Here is a 15,505-nt window from a genome sequence, read left to right as displayed (position 1 = left end):
GTGACCGGCGGGCCCGTCGTAGACTCGGTATCCGATATCGGTTTCATCACTGCCCTGTGGGCGGGGAGGCGGGATAGAGGTGCGGGAGTTCCAGCGGGGTGCGGTGAGGCTGCACATCCTTCATCACGCGGCCGAGGAGGAGATCCACGGCGCGTGGATGACCGAGGAGCTCGCCTCGCACGGCTACAGGATCAGCCCCGGCACGCTGTATCCGACGCTGCACCGGCTGGAGGCAGGCGGACTGCTGACCTCGGAGCAGCGCGTCGTCGACGGCCGCACCCGGCGCGTCTACAAGGCGACCGGGGCCGGGAAGAAGGCCCTGGCCGAGGACCGCAAGGCGCTCAAGGAGCTGGCCCGCGAGGTCCTCGGCGACGACGCCCCGTAGATCCGGCGCGTCAGCGGCCTGCGGCCTCGCCCGAAGCGGCGGCTCGGCGGGTGAGGCGGGCATCGAGGGAGTAGGCGCCGACGAGGAGCAGGAAGAGGCTGCCGCACAGCTGGGCGAGGTCGGTGCGTGATGCGTGGGCGAAGTCCCACCAGCCGGACTTGCCGGTGAACAGCGGGGCGCCGCCCGATCGCATGATCAGACGGATCGTAGGAATGGTCAGCTCCGCGCGCCGTACCAGGCGGCGCCCGCGGCCAGGACCGCAGCACCGGAGATCACCGACGACACGGGCAACGCGAAGGCCAGCACCAGGCAGCCCGCCAACCCCACGACCGGAATGACCCGGGCCGGGCGGCCCTCCTCGGGGGCGAGGGTCCAGGCGGAGGCGTTGGCGACGGCGTAGTAGACCAGGACACCGAAGGAGGAGAACCCGATCGCCCCGCGCAGGTCCCCGGTCGCGGCGGCCACGGCCACAACAGCGCCGACGACCAGCTCGGCGAGGTGCGGCACCTGGAATTTGGGGTGGACGGCGGCCAGGGCGTGCGGCAGGTGCCGGTCGCGGGCCATGGCCAGCGTGGTGCGGGAGACACCGAGGATCAGGGCGAGCAGGGAGCCCAGCGCGGCGACAGCCGCGCCGACGCGGACGACGGGGACCAGCCGATCCGCGCCTGCGGCCCGGGCGGCGTCCGACAGCGGCGCGGCCGCCCCGGCCAGCCCGTCCGGGCCCAGCACCATCAGGACGGAGATCGCGACCATGGCGTAGACGACGAGAGCGATGCCCAGCGCCATCGGGATCGCCCGCGGGATCGTGCGGGCCGGGTCGCGGACCTCCTCGCCCAGCGTGGCGATGCGCGCGTACCCGGCGAAGGCGAAGAAGAGCAGGCCCGCTGACTGGAGCACTCCGCCGAAGGTCGCGTCCGAGCCGACGTCCAGCCGGGCCGCATCCGTCGCGGTGGAGGTGAGAGCGGCGACCACCACTGCGGCGAGCACCGCCAGGACCACGGCCACGATGGCGCGGGTCAACAGCGCGGACTTCTGCACCCCGGCGTAGTTCACCGCCGTCAGCGCCACCACCGCCGCGACCGCGACCGCATGCGCCTGGCCCGGCCACACGTACGAGCCGACGGTGAGCGCCATCGCCGCGCAGGAGGCCGTCTTGCCGACCACGAAGGCCCAGCCCGCCAGGTAGCCCCAGAACTCGCCGAGCCGCTCACGGCCGTACACGTACGTGCCGCCCGATGCCGGATACCGGGCGGCCAGCCGGGCGGAGGAAGTGGCGTTGCAGTAGGCGACCACTGCGGCCAGGGCCAGGCCGATCAGCAGCCCGGAGCCGGCCGCGTGCGCGGCCGGGGCGAGCGCGGCGAAGATCCCGGCGCCGATCATCGAGCCCAGACCGATCGTGACGGCGTCGGGCACGCCGAGCGTCCGCCGCAACTCCTCCGGGACACTGCCGCCAGTCGATGGCTTGCTCATGGGCACACTCCTCAGCGACACACGGCCGCACACTTAACGGCTTCCGATATCGGCAGACGATATATGAGGTCGAAGCAGTGCCCATGGTCGAGCCCCAGCACTGCGCGTTCCGAGGAAGGGCCGACGGCCCGCAGGGCGCCGTCGGCCGACAGCGAGGCGCGGGGCCGGGATCCGGGCGACGTCGAGCGGCTGCGAGGTGACCGTCTTCCTCTGCAGGGCGAAGAGATGCCCAGGTGCTCCCCGTCGTGGAACGGCGCAACATCTGGGAGGACGAGCGGGCCGCGGCGTACGTACGGTCCGTGACCGGCGGGGACGAAACCGTACCCACCGTGGAGGTCGCAGGCCAGGCGCAGGTCAACCCACGGGCGCGCGATGTGCTGGCCCTTGCCCGGTAGCGCGCCCCACACCTCGTACCGTCGGACGAGGACGCCGGGAAGCACGGACGCCGCTGGTGGCCCTGGCGACGGCGCTCGTCGTAGCCCGTGCGTCGCAGCCGGAACAGGCGCGGGCTGGGAAAAGGGCCGTGCAGTCGAGGCTGAGCAGCCGTCACCGGCAAGACAGCACGTCCGGAGGGAACGACGGGCAAGATGGGCTGGCAGCGATATCTCGACGACTTTCACACCCACTCCCCCGGCATCACCGAATCAGTGCTGAGCCGGGCCACACATGAGGGGCGTACGCCCTATGACTGGCTGCTGGACGGTGTCCCGCAGCTCGAGCGGGGGCCGGTCCTGGACCTGGCGTGCGGCAGCGGCCCGCTGTCGCGCAGGCTGTCCGGGCACGGCTATCTGGGTGTGGACGGCTCAGCAGAGGAGCTGGCTCTCGCCGCGGCGCGCGGAGCGGGGCCGCTGGTCCGTGCGGATGCCACCAGACTGCCACTGGTCCCGGGCAGCTTCCGGGTCGTGGTCTGCTCCATGAGCTTGCAGATCCTCACTCCCTTGCCCGAGGTCCTGCGGGAGACGGTGCGGGTGCTCGCGCCGAACGGGTGCCTGGTCGCGCTGGTGCCGGACAGCGGGCCGCTGCGCGGTCTCGACGCGCTGTGGCTGACGGGACTGCTGACCGCCCTCGGCCGCACCCTCACCTACCCCAACGACCCGCTGCTGGGACCGCGCTTGTCGCAGCTGCTGCACGACGCCGGGCTCCGGCCGGCCGAGGACCGGCGTCGCCGATTTGCCTACCGGATGCGCTCGGCGGCGGATGCCGAGGTGTTCCTGGACTCGCTGTACCTCCCGTGCCTGCTGCCGTGGCGCCGACGTGCAGCGCGGCGCTGGCTGCACGCGGCAGCACGAGCCCGTGCGCAGCTGCCGGTGCCGGTGCGGCGGATCGTGGCCTTCCGCACAGGCTGACACGTCAGCAGCAGGCAGCCGTCGAATCCGCAGTCGTGGCGGGCACAGCCGCGCCCGGCGCACAGGGGAAGAGCCCGAAGTGGGTGGTCTTGTCACCCGTGACGGTGAAGTGCTGCCCGTAGCGCGTGGCGGCGAGCATGTCGGCGGTGTTGCCGTACACCGGAACCGGGCGGCCGGTCTCGAAGCGGTGGTGGTCGTCCAGTTCGAAGACGTGCGGGTGTTCGGCCAGGGTGCCGCGGTAGGCGGCGATCTGTCCGTAGTCCTCGGTATGCCATCCCTGGTGCCGCCGCGCTACGGCGAGCTGTTCCTCGGTCATGTCGACGCCGATCACCTGGCCGCGTGCGCCGACGAGCTGGGCCAGAACGTAGGCGTCGCGGCCGGTGCCGCAGCCCAGGTCCAGCACGGTGGGCCCGTCGAGCGCGGGCGGGATCGGGGTGCCGCAGCCGTAGAAGCGGCCGGTGACCTCCTCGTGCACCTGCTTCAGCGCGGCGGCGATGTGCGGGGGCGGAGCGGTGGCTGTACAGCAGGCGGAGGTCTTCAGATCGGAGGACGAGGCGAGGACGGTGCCGTAGTAGTCGCGTACGGCCGCCATGTCCGCCTCATCAGGTGCTGGGGCGGCTTCCCCGCCGGAGGGACGGGTATCGGAGAGTGGGGCCGGATTGTCGAGCGCCATGAGGTCTCCCTGCGTCTCGGGGCATACGGTGAGGACTGTTGCGGGGCGGGTGGCTGGACGGTGGCACGTCGCGCCCTTTGTATGCCCGACGCGCACGTACCCACCGCTTGCCGCCCCGGCGGAACCCGCCGCGCTCTTCGTGACATTCCATTCTCGGCTTCGCCCCGACGCGGAACCGAGGGAAGGATCAGCGGCTCCCGGCGGGTTTCCTTGCCACAGCCCCGGCGCGTAGCAGAGTCGACCTGGCCGGGGTGAGGCGAGCGGACGATCCAGAAGTGAAGGCGTGGCGATGAGCGACCCGTACGACCTGGTGGTGATCGGCGGCGGCAGCGCCGGGCTGACCGCGGCGCGCACCGCAGGCCGGCTGGGGGCGCGGGTACTGCTGGCCGAGCGCGAGCGGCTGGGCGGAGACTGTCTGTGGACCGGCTGTGTGCCCAGCAAGGCACTGCTGCACGTGGCAGCGCAGGTGCACGCCGCGCGTGGCGCCGGGCGGTACGGCTTGCATCCCCGCCCTCACGGCCGGGCCGATTCGGCGGCGGCCTTGGGGCATGTGCGGCAGGCGATCGCCGAGATCGAGCCGCACGACTCGGTGGAGGCGTTGCGTCCGCTCGGTGTGGAGGTCGTCCATGGCGCTGCGGAGTTCACCGGCCCGCGCGGGCTGCGGGTAGGCGGTCGGGAACTGGCCTTCCGGTATGCGCTGATCGCCACCGGGTCGGCTCCGGCGCTGGTTCCTGTACCGGGGCTGGCGGAGTCGCAGCCGCTGACCAGCGATACGGTCTGGGGGCTGGAGGAGCTGCCCGAGCGGCTGGTGGTGCTGGGCGGCGGGCCCATCGGCTGCGAACTGGGGCAGGCCTTCGCCCGGCTCGGCTCGCGGGTGACGGTGGTGGAGGCGGCGGAGCGCCTGCTGCCGCGCGAGGAGCCCCGCGCCTCCCATCTGCTGCGCGAGCGGCTGGAGTCGGAAGGGGTCTCGGTCCGAACCGGCTGGGCCGCGGAGAAGGCCGAGCAAGGGGCGCTGGTAGGACCCGGCGGGAAGCTGCCGTACGACGTGCTGCTGGCGGTCACCGGGCGCCGTGCGACCGTCCAGGGGCTCTGCGTCGAAGCAGCGCACGTGGAGGTGGACGAGCACGGCAACATCCGTACGGACAAGCGGCTGCGCACCACCAACCCCCGTGTCTACGCGGCAGGGGACGTGACCGGGCTGTCCGCCTTCACCCATCTGGGCGGGGTGCAGGGCTCGGCAGCGGCAGCCCACGCGCTGCTGGGGGTACGCCGCCGGCTCGACTACGCAGCGGTGCCGTCGGTGACCTACACCGATCCCGAAGTCGCCCGCGTCGGACCGACCGAGGACGAGGCGCGGGAGAAGTACGGCGGCAAGGTGCGGGTACGCACCCTGAGACATGACCGGGTGGACCGGGCGGTGGTCGAGGGCCGTACCGAGGGCTTCACCACGCTCGTGCTGGGTCCGCGTGGCCGCATCGTGGGGGCCACCGTGGTCGCCCCGCGTGCCGGAGAGACCATCGCGCACCTGGCCGCCGCGGTACGGGGCGGCTGGACTGCCTCGCGCTACGCGGCCACCGTGCACCCCTACCCCAGTTGGACCGACGGTCCCTGGCACGCCGCGCTGGAGGAGGTCTACGCCCGCCTGGCCGCGCCCCGCACCCGGTGGATCACATCAGCCGTGCTCAGTGCGCGCCGGAAGCTGCGGCGATGATCGCCCGGCTCGTTCTCGGTGCGCTGTTGAGCGCGATGGCCCTGGGGCAGCTCGTCTCCTTCGACCGGATGCCGGACATCCTCACCACCTACGGGCTGACCAGCGGCGCCGCCTCGACCGCGCTGGCGGCGGCACTCGTCGCCGCCGAAGCGGTGGGTGGGCTGTGGCTGCTGGCGCGGCCCCGGTCGCGGAACGCCGCCCCGGCGTGGCTGTTCACCGCCGTCGCCGTGGCATGGACCGTGCTGGCCGCCCAGGCATATGCGCGGGGGCTGGCCATCGACAACTGCGGCTGCTTCGGCACCTACCTGGCCCAGCCGCTGCGCTGGTTCGTGCTCGTCGAGGACGCGCTGATGCTGGCCTACGCCGCCGTACTGCTGCATGGAAGCCGAAGCCGGGGCGCAAGTCGAGACCGCGATCGAACAGAGGGAAGGCCGCACCGAGGGCACCGGGTTTCCGATCCGGGCCGAGACGAGGAGAGGAGCGCCGAGAAGTCATGATGCGCGCGATCTGGAACGGCGTGGTCATCGCCGAGACACCACGCACCAAACGGGTGGAGGGCAACCACTACTTCCCGCCCGAATCGGTGAAACGTGAGTATCTCGCCGACAGTCCGACCAGGACCCTGTGCCTCTGGAAAGGCATGGCCCGCTGCTGCACGCTCACCGTAGGTGGCGAATCGCGTCCGGACGCCGCCTGGTACTACCCCCGTCCGAGTCCGCTGGCGCGCCGCATCAAGACCCACGTCGCCTTCGGCAGCGGTGTCACCGTCGAGGGCACACGCGAGCAGGCAGAGCCGCGGGTCGGAGGCTGAGGCATGAGCATTGTGGCCCGACTGCGCGCTGCGGCGCGCGCGACCCGACCGGTTGACCCGGAGTTCGCGGCGGTCCTGAAACGTCGATGGGAGGAGCTTCCCGAGACGGCCAGGACGCCGGGGCAGCTTCTGGGGCGGCACGCGGTGGGCTGCGAGGGCACCCACGGCGTCTTCCCCAAGTGCAACCTCAAGTGCACCCCGTGCTACCACTCCCGGGACGCCAACCAGGTGCGGGTGGACGGCCCGCACACCCTGGAGAACGTCACCGCGCAGATGGCGCTGCTGCGCGAGCGGCGCGGACCTGTGGCGCACGCGCAATTGATCGGCGGCGAGGTGTCGCTGCTGGAGCCGGACGATCACGCGGCGGCGCTGCGGATCATGCGGGAGCACGGGCGGGAGCCGATGAGCTTCACCCACGGCGACTTCGACCACTCCTACCTGGAGCAGTTGGCCCTCGGCCCGGACGGGCGGCGCAGGATCGAGCGGCTGTCGTTCGCCGCGCACTTCGACAAGTTCATGTACGGGCGCCGAGGCATCGTCCGGCCGGAGAGCGAGGCGGCGCTGCACCCCTATCGGCGGCGGTTCGTCGAGATGTTCGCGCGGCTCAAGCGCGAGCACGGGGTGCGGTACTTCTTGGCGCACAACATGACCGTCACCCCCGGCAACCTGGACGAGGTGGCCGACGTGATCCGCGAGGGCGTCCGCATGGGCGGCTACAGCATGTTCTCCTTCCAGCCGGCCGCCTTCCTGGGCGATGAGCGGCGTTGGAAGGAGAACTACCGCCAGGCCACCCCGGACGCCGTGTGGGCCGAGATCGAACGCGGGGCCGGCACCAGGCTCGACCACAGGGTGCTGGAGAACGGCGACGTGCGCTGCAACCGCACCGCCTACGGCTTCTACGTCGGCGAGCGCTGGTACCCGGCGCTGGACGGGGACGATGCCCGGGACCTGACCATGCGGGAGGTCTTCTTCCGCCACTTCGGGCAGGTGAATCTGACCGGCGCTCCGCTGCCCGTGGTGGCCGCCCGAGTGCTGCGCGTCTTCGCACGGCATCCCACGGCTACCGTGCACGCCTCGCGCTGGCTCGTGCGCCGGCTGCGCCGGGTGGGGCTGCGGCAGCTGGCCCGGCACCGCTTCCGCATCCGGCCGGTCTCCTTCGTGATGCACCAGTTCATGGACGCCCAACAGGTCGCACCCGCCTGGGAGATGATGCGGCGCGGCGAACAGGCCCAGGAGCCGGTGCTGCGCGAGACGCAGGAACGACTGGCCGCCTGCCACTACACGATGGCCCACCCCGAAGACGGCACCCTGGTCCCGGCCTGCGTCCAGCACGCGGTGCTCGACGAGGGCGAGAACGCTCAACTGCGCACGCTTCTGCCGCTGGTGGACGTCCGCACGTCCCGCTGAGCATGACGGCGCACGCCCCAGCCGAATCGGCGCCTGCTGCGCGAAACTTCTCCGGCTTCCCGAATCCATCACCACCGAAAAAGGAACTGTCTGTGCGCATCGGCGTCATCACCGGCTCCGGAAGCTACGACTGGCCGCACCTGGAGGACCACACGGCAGAGACCGCCTCCACCAGTCACGGCGATGTCACCTTGGCCTTCGGCCGGCTGAAGGACACAGAAGTCGTGCAGTTGTCCCGGCACGGCCGAAGCCACCACCGTCTCTCCCACCAGGTGGCGCACTGGGCGAACCTGGCCGCGCTGCTGGAGTGCGACGTGCAGGCGCTCGTCTCCTGCACCGTGTGCGGAGCTGTGGACCCGTCCGTGCGGCCCGGCTCGCTGGTCGTCTTCGCCGACCTGTACTTTCCCGCCAACCGACTGCCCGACGGCTCCCCGTGCACCTGGTGCGACACCCCGGCGGAGGCCGGACGAGGACACTGGATCTTCGACCGGCCGTTCAGCGAACCACTGCGCAACGCGCTGATCACCGCCGCCGAACAGATCGGCACCCCCGTGATGGCACAGGGCACCTACGGTCACGTGGACGGGCCGCGCTTCAACTCCCGCAGCGAGATCCGGGCACTGGCCGCCGCGGAGGTCACAGCGGTGAACCCGACAGTCGGTCCCGAGGTGGTACTGGCCGGGGAAGTGGAACTGCCCATGGCCCTGGTCGGATCCGTGACCGACCACGCCAACGGCGTCGCCGACAAGCCGGAGCCGGTCGAGACCATGCCGGAGAGGATGGCCGCCAGCAAGCAACTGTTCGCCGACCTCGCGACGCGCGCTCTGCCCGGCCCGGAGCCCGTCGGGGCGGTGGGTACCGTGTACCGGTTCGGCTCATGAGCCGTACCGCACCGGTCGCCCTGGTGATGGCCAAGGCACCCGTTCCCGGCCGTACCAAGACACGGCTGCACCCCTTGCTCGGCCCGCAGCGCTGCGCCGACCTGCAAGCGGCGCTGCTGACGCACACCATGACGCTCACCGCAGCGCAGGGACTACGCACCTACGTGGCCTACGACCCGCCCGACGCCGCTGCCGACCGCGCCATGGCCCATCTGCTGCCCTCGCAAGTGCGGCTGTTGCCCCAGGCGCCGGGAAACCTGGGGCAGCGTCTGACTGCCGCAACCGACCTGGACACGCCCGAGGACGCCGCAGCCCTGCTCACCGACCCGCTGTTGCCGGTGCCTCTCCGCCCGCTGCTCACTGCGGAGGAACCCGTGTGGGAGACCGGATGAAGGTGTCGATCGTGGTCCCTGTGCTGAACGAGGAAGCCACCATCCGAACGGCCCTCAGCCGCATCCGCCGGGACTTCCCCGACTGCGAACTCCTCGTAGTGGACGGAGGGTCCTCGGACACCACCGCGGAACTCGCCGCGCCCCTCGCCACCGTGGTGCACGCGCCCCCGGGACGCGGTACGCAGATGAACGCCGGCGCCCGCAGATGCACCGGGGACATCCTGTGGTTCCTCCACGCCGACACCGAGATCGACCCCACCGCGGCCGACCAGATCCGCACGGTCCTCGCCGACCCACGGGTGGTCGGCGGCGGCCTGACCCTGCGTTTCGACCGCCGCAGCCCGGCCCTCAACTACCTGGTCCACGCCTCCAACGCGCGCGCCCGCCGCCTGCACCACATCTACGGCGACCAGGCCATGTTCGTACGCCGGGACGTCTTCGAGGAACTGGGCGGCTTCCCCGGGCTGCCCATCATGGAAGACCTGGAGATGTCCCGCCGCCTGCACCGCCGCGGGCGGCTGGCCCTGCTGCCCGCCACCTCCACGGCCTCGGCACGACGCCTGACCGCGCACGGCGTCTGGCGGATGATCGTCTTCATGCAGTACCTGAAGCTGCTCTACTTCGCCGGGGTCAGCCCGGAACGTATCCGCCGCCGCTACGCGGCAGGCCCGCACCTGAGGCCCCGCCGGAGGAACACTCGGAAATGACAGTCCCTTCCTTCGCACCACCTGGAGACTCCTCGATGCGCATCGCAGTATGCGGCGGCCCCTACGGCAACCCCTACGCGCTCCAAGCCTTCGCCGACGAAGCCCGGGCACGCGGCTGTGAACGGCTCTTCTGCCTGGGTGACCTGGGCGGCTTCGGTGCCGAGATGGACCCGCTGTGGCCGATCCTGGCCGACAACGGCATCGAGTGCGTCGCGGGCAACTACGACGTGGCCCTGGCCCGCGGGGACGAGGACTGCGGCTGCGGCTACCAGGACCCCACGGACAACGCGTACGCCCAACTCATCTACGACCACACCCGCGCCGCCACCAGCCCCGGCTTCGCCGCCTGGATGGGCACCCTGCCCACCGAACACCGCGAAGAGGTCGAGAAAGTGGACGTGCACATGGTGCACGGCTCGACCCTCGCCCTGAACGACTTCTGGTGGGAGTCCCTCCCGCACGAGCAGCACCAGCAGCGGGTCGCGGCATCGGGCGCGGACGTGGTGCTGTGCACCCACAGCGGGCTGCCCTGGCAGCAGAGGGTGGACGGCACCCTGGTCGTCAACGTCGGCGTCATCGGCAAGCCCGCCAACGACGGCCGTCGCGAGGTCTGGTATGCCGTCCTCGACCTCGAACAGGGGCGCGCCGAAGCCGAACTGGTGCCGCTCACTTACGACTGGCAGGCCCAGGCCGCCTCCATGCGCGCATCCGGGCTGCCCGAGTGCCTCGCCGAGACGATCGAGACCGGCTGGTGGACCACCTGCCTGGAGATTCTGCCGCCCCGCGAGCGTTCCCGGGGCCGCTACCACCTCTATCGTTCCACCCTCCCCACCGGCTTCCAGCCCGCCGATGACGCGTGGGGCGAGGCGCCGCACGCCGAGCTCCCCGACAGCAACCGGCCCGTGGTACCGCTCTTCGGCTCCGCCTACTTTCCAACCCGGTTGTGGCTCTACACCAACTTCCACTGCAACCTGGCCTGCGACTACTGCGCTGTCGCCTCTTCTCCCAGAGCCGTCCCCCGCGCCCTGGTGGCCGAGGACTTCCGCGCTCTGGTCGAGGAGGCGGTCGCGGCCGGTTTCGCCGCGCTGTACGTCACGGGCGGTGAGCCCTTCCTCCACCCCGACATCGTCGCCCTGCTCGACCACGCCTCGGCCCAGTTGCCCACAGTCGTCATGACCAACGCCATGCTGCTGCGCGGCCGACGCGCCGACGGTCTCGCCGACCTGGCAGACCGCAAGCTCACGGTGCAGACCTCGCTGGACGGCGCCACAGCGGCCGTCCATGACGCGCACCGCGGGGCAGGGTCGTGGAAGCGCACCATGGACGGCATCCGGCACCTCATCGACGTCGGCCTGCCGCCACGTGTGGCGCTGACCGAGACTCAGGACAACAGCCACGAGATCCCCGCCGTCGCCGAGCTGCTCTCGGAACTGGGCCTACCGAGCGACCACTTCGCCGTGCGGCCACTGCTGCGGCGCGGCTTCTCCGAGGCAGGGGCGGAGATCGGGGAGGGCTCCAGCATCCCCGAACTGACCGTCACCGCCGACGGCCTGCACTGGCACCCCGCCGGCGCCGACGCCACCACCAGCCCCGACATGCACCTCGCCGGCCCCGGCACCTCCCTTGAGCGGGGCAAACAACTGGTGACCGAGCGGTTCTTCGCCGCCCGCCTCGCGGACGGCACCCTGCCCCACCCCGTCCACTGCGCCATGTGACCGCACCGGAAGGGAAACACTTCGCCATGACGGACACCGCCACGCCACACGTCGCGATCCTGGGCGCCGGACCCATCGGCCTGGACGCCGCCCTCGCCTGTGCGGACGCCGGACTGCCGTACACCGTCCACGAAGCCGGGCCCACCGTCGGCACCCATGTGCGGGACTGGGGCCATGTACGCCTTTTCACACCCTGGGAGCTCAACCTCTCCCCGCGCATGCACGCACGCCTCGGCGACCTGCGGCCGCAGGACGGTACCTGCCCCACCGGCACCGAGCTGGCGGACCTCCTGGACTCCCTGACCCGGCTCACCCCACTGGCCGGGCGCATCGAGCTGAGCACCCGGGTACTCGCCGTCGCCAGAGACGGACTGCTCAAGCACGAGTACATCGGCGCCCCGGAACGCGCCGCAGCCCCGTTCCGTCTCCTGCTGGACGGCCCCGAGGGCGAGCGCGCCGCGTACGCCGACACCGTGCTGGACTGCACCGGCACCTACGCCCACCCCAACTCTCTCGGAGACGGCGGCATCCCGGCACCCGGCGAACGCTCCCTTCACCACCGCATCATCCGCACCGTTCCCGACACCACCGAACCGGACCGGTGGCGGGGCACCGTGCTCCTGGTCGGGGCCGGCAAGTCCGCGCAGACCGCAGCACGTGACTTGGCACGGCTGCCGGACACACACGTCGAGTGGGTCGTACGCACCGATGACCCCGACTGGGGCGAGGTGCCCGCCGACGCTCTCCCCGGCCGTCAAGAGCTGGTAGACTGGCCCAGGGCGGATCGGACCGGGTGACGGTGCACACGGGCACGCGCGTCACCGCCCTCACCGAGGACGGCCCCAACGGCCCCCGCGTCCGGGCCACCCTCGACACCTCCACTGGCCCGCGTGAGCTGGTCTGCGACCACGTGGTCGCGCTCACCGGCTACAGCGGCGACGCGACGCTCCACCGGCAGCTCCAGATCCACGAGTGCTACGCCACCGCCGCCCCCATGAACCTCTCCGCCACCCTCCTGGGCGCAGCGGGCGGCGACTGCCTCGCCCAGCCCTCAGCCGGACTCGACACCCTCCGCAACCCGGAACCGGACTACTACATCCTCGGAGCCAAGTCGTACGGCCGCCTGAACACCTTCCTGCTGCGCACCGGCTACGAACAAGTAGGAGAAGTCCTCGCCCCGCACGCCCCTGCGCCTTCTCACGCCCTCCGGCCCCAGGGAACATGACGGGCGTTCGTCCTCTGTACTGGCGGCGCCGAGCATCGACGGTCCTTCAGGGGATCGCCGGTGCCAACAGCTCTGGCCCTTGGCGGCATCGCCATCGGCGCGGGCAGCGCCACTGCGGCGCCTGCCCACTCCCCCACCGCACGGAGCACGTATTCCGCAGGTGACTACGGCGGCCACCACTGCCGTGGAAACGACTGCTGCCGCTGCTACGCGGCTACGGTCACGGTCACAGTTACCACGGCGGCTACGGCCTGGGCGGTGGCCTGCTGGGCCTCGGGCTGCTCTGACACAGCACTGCAACGCGTCCCCTGGGGGTGAAAGGACCCTTGCCCGTCACATCCCGCCCCCACAGTCCGGGGGCGGCCCGCAGTTGCCCGTCGACCTCCAGGGCACGTACCTCGGGGTCGAGGCCGACCGTCTCCAGGCCGAGGCCGGGGAGGCGGGCCTGCCGGCCCGTTTACGCTGGCAACCGTCACGTACCCGATCACCCTCGCTGGACGCAGGCGGAAGTCGCCGGTCTACCGGCTGCGAACGGTAAGGCGCGCACCGGTGATCTTCGTGCCGAAACAGCGTGGTTGCAGGCCATCGCCGACGCCTACGTGCGCACCCCCGCCACCCGTGTGGCAGATGACGGAAGCGTCGAGTGGATTGGAGCCTGACCGCGTGAAGGAATCCCCGAAGGCTCGTCAGAAACCACACGGCCCTGGTGGCACCCCGGATCCCACATGCCCCGTCCAGCCCGTGCAGAGCAGCTCGTCCGGGCACACCAGCTACCTCGTTACCGGATACGCCCAGGCCAGGCAGGCGCTCGGCGACCCGCGCCTGTCGAAGGACACAGCTGCCTTCTTCGCCGACAAGGGTTCCAGGCGCCGGCTGCACCCCGCCGTGGCGCAGAACATGCTGGCCAGCGACCCTCCTCAACACACCCGCCTGCGCAAGCTGGTGACCAAGGCGTTCACCACGGGGGCGGTCGCTGCGCTGCGTCCGTTCATCGGGCAGGTGACTGATGCCCTCCTGGACCAGTGGCCCGCCCATGGCCGGGTCGACGTCATCGCCAACCTGGCCATGCCTCTTCCCGTCACTGTGATCTGCGAGCTGCTCGGCGTACCCGAGGCCGACCGGCCAGACATCAAGCGCTGGTCCGCCGACCTCTTCACCGCGGGCCGGCCCGAGCGGATCGACGCGGCCTCGCACAAGATCGCCGAGTACATGACGAGCCTCATCGTCGAAAAGCGGAACCGACCGGACAACGCGCTTCTCGATCACCTCATCTCGGTACGGGACGGCAAAGATCAGCTCAGTGAGCAGGAGTTGGTTTCCCTCGCCGTCCTTCTCCTCGTGGCCGGCCACGAAACCACCACCAACTTCATCGGCAATGCCCTCCTCGCGCTCCTCCAGCAGCCCGCCGACTTGGAACGATTGCGCAGGGACCCAGACCTCGTGCCGGGCACTCTGGACGAACTGCTTCGCTACAGTTCCCCCGTCGGCACCGCCACGTTCCGGTACACGACAGAGCCCCTCACCCTGGGCGGTGTGAAGATCCCCGCCGACGCCCCGATCCAGGTGGCCATCGGAACCGCCAACCGCGACCCCGAGCGCTTCGCCTTCCCCGATCAGCTCGACCTCAGCAGGAACGCCAGCGGCCACCTCGCCTTCGGCCACGGGATCCACCGGTGCATCGGCGCCCCACTGGCCCGTGCTGAGGCGGAACTCGCCCTGCACGCGATCTTGGCCCGTTTCCCAGAAATCCGACTCGCCGTACCTCCGGAGCAACTGGTCTGGCAGCCGACCCGCTTGGTCCACGGGCTGGCGGCTCTCCCCGTTCTCGTCCAGGGGCTGTCTGATAATTAATCTTGTGGCAGGTCGAGGTGAGTTGACGGACGCAGCGTGGGAGCGAATAGAGCCCCCTGCTGCCGCGGATGGATGGTCGTGGCCGTCCGTGGCGTGATCACCGTCAGGTGGTCAATGGCGTGCTGTGGCGGTTGCGGACCGGGGCGCCGTGGCGTGATCTGCCTGAGCGGTACAGACCGTGGCAGACGGTCTACGAGAGGTTCCGCCCGCTGGGAGTCGGACGGGACTTTGGGGGAAGCTGCTGGAGTATGTCCAGGTCCGCGATGACGCGGTGGGTCGGGTGGAGTGGACCGTCGCGGGGCGGTCCCGGGGCGGGCTGACCACTACCGCGCCGGACTCGTCCTGGCCTCATTGGCCGTGTGGCTCCGCGAACCGGCTGGCTGATCATTTGTCACGCACAGCCAAGGCCGGCTCGCGCACCATGAACACGTCCACCGGCTCCTCGGTCTCAAGTGTGAATCCGTGCCGCTCATAAAGCCGCTGGGCCGGACTGCCTCGCAACACGTTCAGCCGAACCCGGGTGCCATCGCGGTCACACCGCTCCAGCAACTCACGCAGCACAGCAGTACCGATTCCGCTGCCCTGCAGGTGCGGAGCCAGGTAAAAGTGCTCCAACCAGTGGTCGTCCTCGGCAGGCCGCAGCGACACACAGCCGGCGAACAAACCGCCCACCTCGATCACCCAAGTGTGCGCCGGCGTGAACCCCTCCCGCAGCCGCTGCCGCACTCGCTGCTCGTCGTACCGCCCGAGCCGCTCCAGATCCGTCCGCAGCACCACGGCCCGCAGCTCGGCCACCGGCTCGACGTCCGCCATCGAAGCCTGCCGAATCATCCAGTCCCCCATGACCGCCAGGCTACCGCGCCAAGCTTTTCCCACTCTCACTGACGACCTGACTCAGCGAACCGGCTGGCTGATCATTGTCAGACAGCCC

General features: G+C 70.8%; 18 protein-coding genes and 1 pseudogene. 15 read left to right on the top strand and 4 right to left on the bottom strand.

Going from position 1 to position 15,505, the window contains the following annotated elements; genetic code table 11:
* Positions 1-79: 79 nt before the first annotated feature.
* Positions 80-385 (top strand): Rv3488 family transcriptional regulator, encoded by a 306-nt coding sequence (locus tag JW613_RS28860; protein WP_209213822.1) that lies wholly within the window; start codon positions 80-82, stop codon positions 383-385.
* A 10-nt stretch (positions 386-395) separates the two neighbouring features.
* Here the strand turns inward: JW613_RS28860 and JW613_RS28855 are convergent, their stop codons facing one another.
* A complete protein-coding gene (locus JW613_RS28855) occupies positions 396-578 on the bottom strand; it encodes a hypothetical protein (RefSeq protein WP_209213821.1) in 183 nt (60 codons plus the stop codon).
* 23 nt (positions 579-601) lie between these two features.
* Positions 602-1,855, bottom strand: coding sequence for an APC family permease (locus JW613_RS28850; protein ID WP_209213820.1), 1,254 nt, complete (start codon positions 1,853-1,855; stop codon positions 602-604).
* 245 nt (positions 1,856-2,100) lie between these two features.
* Between JW613_RS28850 and JW613_RS28845 the strand changes: the two genes are divergently transcribed.
* On the top strand, positions 2,101-2,250 hold the full coding sequence (locus tag JW613_RS28845) for a thioredoxin domain-containing protein (RefSeq protein WP_209213819.1): 150 nt from the start codon (positions 2,101-2,103) through the stop codon (positions 2,248-2,250).
* 192 nt (positions 2,251-2,442) lie between these two features.
* Complete coding sequence (locus JW613_RS28840; RefSeq protein WP_209213818.1) at positions 2,443-3,201, top strand: class I SAM-dependent methyltransferase; 759 nt, start codon at positions 2,443-2,445, stop codon at positions 3,199-3,201.
* Positions 3,202-3,205: 4 nt separating this feature from the next.
* Here the strand turns inward: JW613_RS28840 and JW613_RS36475 are convergent, their stop codons facing one another.
* Complete coding sequence (locus JW613_RS36475; protein WP_280635238.1) at positions 3,206-3,874, bottom strand: methyltransferase domain-containing protein; 669 nt, start codon at positions 3,872-3,874, stop codon at positions 3,206-3,208.
* Between the two features lie 289 nt (positions 3,875-4,163).
* Between JW613_RS36475 and JW613_RS28830 the strand changes: the two genes are divergently transcribed.
* From JW613_RS28830 to JW613_RS28775, 12 genes and pseudogenes are all read left to right on the top strand, one after another.
* Positions 4,164-5,585, top strand: coding sequence for a dihydrolipoyl dehydrogenase family protein (locus tag JW613_RS28830; RefSeq protein WP_209213817.1), 1,422 nt, complete (start codon positions 4,164-4,166; stop codon positions 5,583-5,585).
* Positions 5,582-6,082, top strand: a complete 501-nt coding sequence (locus JW613_RS28825) for a MauE/DoxX family redox-associated membrane protein (protein WP_209213816.1) — start codon at positions 5,582-5,584, stop codon at positions 6,080-6,082. The genes JW613_RS28830 and JW613_RS28825 overlap by 4 nt, the downstream gene beginning before the upstream one ends.
* Complete coding sequence (locus JW613_RS28820) at positions 6,079-6,396, top strand: DUF427 domain-containing protein (protein WP_209213815.1); 318 nt, start codon at positions 6,079-6,081, stop codon at positions 6,394-6,396. The genes JW613_RS28825 and JW613_RS28820 overlap by 4 nt, the downstream gene beginning before the upstream one ends.
* Before the next feature lie 3 nt (positions 6,397-6,399).
* Positions 6,400-7,803 (top strand): radical SAM domain-containing protein, encoded by a 1,404-nt coding sequence (locus JW613_RS28815; protein WP_209213814.1) that lies wholly within the window; start codon positions 6,400-6,402, stop codon positions 7,801-7,803.
* A gap of 92 nt (positions 7,804-7,895) precedes the next feature.
* Complete coding sequence (locus JW613_RS28810; RefSeq protein WP_209213813.1) at positions 7,896-8,684, top strand: MTAP family purine nucleoside phosphorylase; 789 nt, start codon at positions 7,896-7,898, stop codon at positions 8,682-8,684.
* Entirely contained in the window at positions 8,681-9,076 is a 396-nt protein-coding gene (locus JW613_RS28805; RefSeq protein ID WP_209213812.1) for a glycosyltransferase family protein, read from the top strand. The genes JW613_RS28810 and JW613_RS28805 overlap by 4 nt, the downstream gene beginning before the upstream one ends.
* 11 nt (positions 9,077-9,087) lie before the next feature.
* Positions 9,088-9,783, top strand: a complete 696-nt coding sequence (locus JW613_RS28800) for a TIGR04283 family arsenosugar biosynthesis glycosyltransferase (RefSeq protein ID WP_209213811.1) — start codon at positions 9,088-9,090, stop codon at positions 9,781-9,783.
* A gap of 35 nt (positions 9,784-9,818) precedes the next feature.
* A complete protein-coding gene (locus tag JW613_RS28795; protein WP_209213810.1) occupies positions 9,819-11,498 on the top strand; it encodes a radical SAM protein in 1,680 nt (559 codons plus the stop codon).
* Between the two features lie 26 nt (positions 11,499-11,524).
* The gene (locus JW613_RS28790) at positions 11,525-12,295 is read left to right on the top strand and encodes an NAD(P)/FAD-dependent oxidoreductase (RefSeq protein ID WP_209213809.1); all 771 of its coding nucleotides are present in this window, start codon (positions 11,525-11,527) and stop codon (positions 12,293-12,295) included.
* Entirely contained in the window at positions 12,292-12,723 is a 432-nt protein-coding gene (locus JW613_RS28785; RefSeq protein WP_209213808.1) for a hypothetical protein, read from the top strand. The genes JW613_RS28790 and JW613_RS28785 overlap by 4 nt, the downstream gene beginning before the upstream one ends.
* Before the next feature lie 627 nt (positions 12,724-13,350).
* Entirely contained in the window at positions 13,351-14,574 is a 1,224-nt protein-coding gene (locus JW613_RS28780; protein WP_209213807.1) for a cytochrome P450 family protein, read from the top strand.
* A 4-nt stretch (positions 14,575-14,578) separates the two neighbouring features.
* A pseudogene (locus JW613_RS28775) lies at positions 14,579-14,872 on the top strand (transposase); the annotation flags it as partial.
* 86 nt (positions 14,873-14,958) lie between these two features.
* Here JW613_RS28775 and JW613_RS28770 read toward each other — a convergent pair.
* Entirely contained in the window at positions 14,959-15,417 is a 459-nt protein-coding gene (locus tag JW613_RS28770; protein WP_209213806.1) for a GNAT family N-acetyltransferase, read from the bottom strand.
* Positions 15,418-15,505 lie beyond the last annotated feature (88 nt).

It is taken from the genome of Streptomyces smyrnaeus, from assembly GCF_017676345.1.
Lineage (GTDB): Bacteria > Actinomycetota > Actinomycetes > Streptomycetales > Streptomycetaceae > Streptomyces > Streptomyces smyrnaeus.
This window is presented reverse-complemented; position numbering and strand designations above follow the sequence as displayed.

Bases quoted from the DNA above. Each gene is read 5' to 3' on its own strand.
- JW613_RS28855 (WP_209213821.1), bottom strand. From the start codon at position 578: ATGCGATCGGGCGGCGCCCCGCTGTTCACCGGCAAGTCCGGCTGGTGG.
- JW613_RS28850 (WP_209213820.1), bottom strand. From the start codon at position 1,855: ATGAGCAAGCCATCGACTGGCGGCAGTGTCCCGGAGGAGTTGCGGCGG.
- JW613_RS28840 (WP_209213818.1), top strand. From the start codon at position 2,443: ATGGGCTGGCAGCGATATCTCGACGACTTTCACACCCACTCCCCCGGC.
- JW613_RS36475 (WP_280635238.1), bottom strand. From the start codon at position 3,874: ATGGCGCTCGACAATCCGGCCCCACTCTCCGATACCCGTCCCTCCGGC.
- JW613_RS28830 (WP_209213817.1), top strand. From the start codon at position 4,164: ATGAGCGACCCGTACGACCTGGTGGTGATCGGCGGCGGCAGCGCCGGG.
- JW613_RS28825 (WP_209213816.1), top strand. From the start codon at position 5,582: ATGATCGCCCGGCTCGTTCTCGGTGCGCTGTTGAGCGCGATGGCCCTG.
- JW613_RS28820 (WP_209213815.1), top strand. From the start codon at position 6,079: ATGATGCGCGCGATCTGGAACGGCGTGGTCATCGCCGAGACACCACGC.
- JW613_RS28815 (WP_209213814.1), top strand. From the start codon at position 6,400: ATGAGCATTGTGGCCCGACTGCGCGCTGCGGCGCGCGCGACCCGACCG.
- JW613_RS28805 (WP_209213812.1), top strand. From the start codon at position 8,681: ATGAGCCGTACCGCACCGGTCGCCCTGGTGATGGCCAAGGCACCCGTT.
- JW613_RS28795 (WP_209213810.1), top strand. From the start codon at position 9,819: ATGCGCATCGCAGTATGCGGCGGCCCCTACGGCAACCCCTACGCGCTC.
- JW613_RS28790 (WP_209213809.1), top strand. From the start codon at position 11,525: ATGACGGACACCGCCACGCCACACGTCGCGATCCTGGGCGCCGGACCC.
- JW613_RS28780 (WP_209213807.1), top strand. From the start codon at position 13,351: ATGACGGAAGCGTCGAGTGGATTGGAGCCTGACCGCGTGAAGGAATCC.
- JW613_RS28770 (WP_209213806.1), bottom strand. From the start codon at position 15,417: ATGGGGGACTGGATGATTCGGCAGGCTTCGATGGCGGACGTCGAGCCG.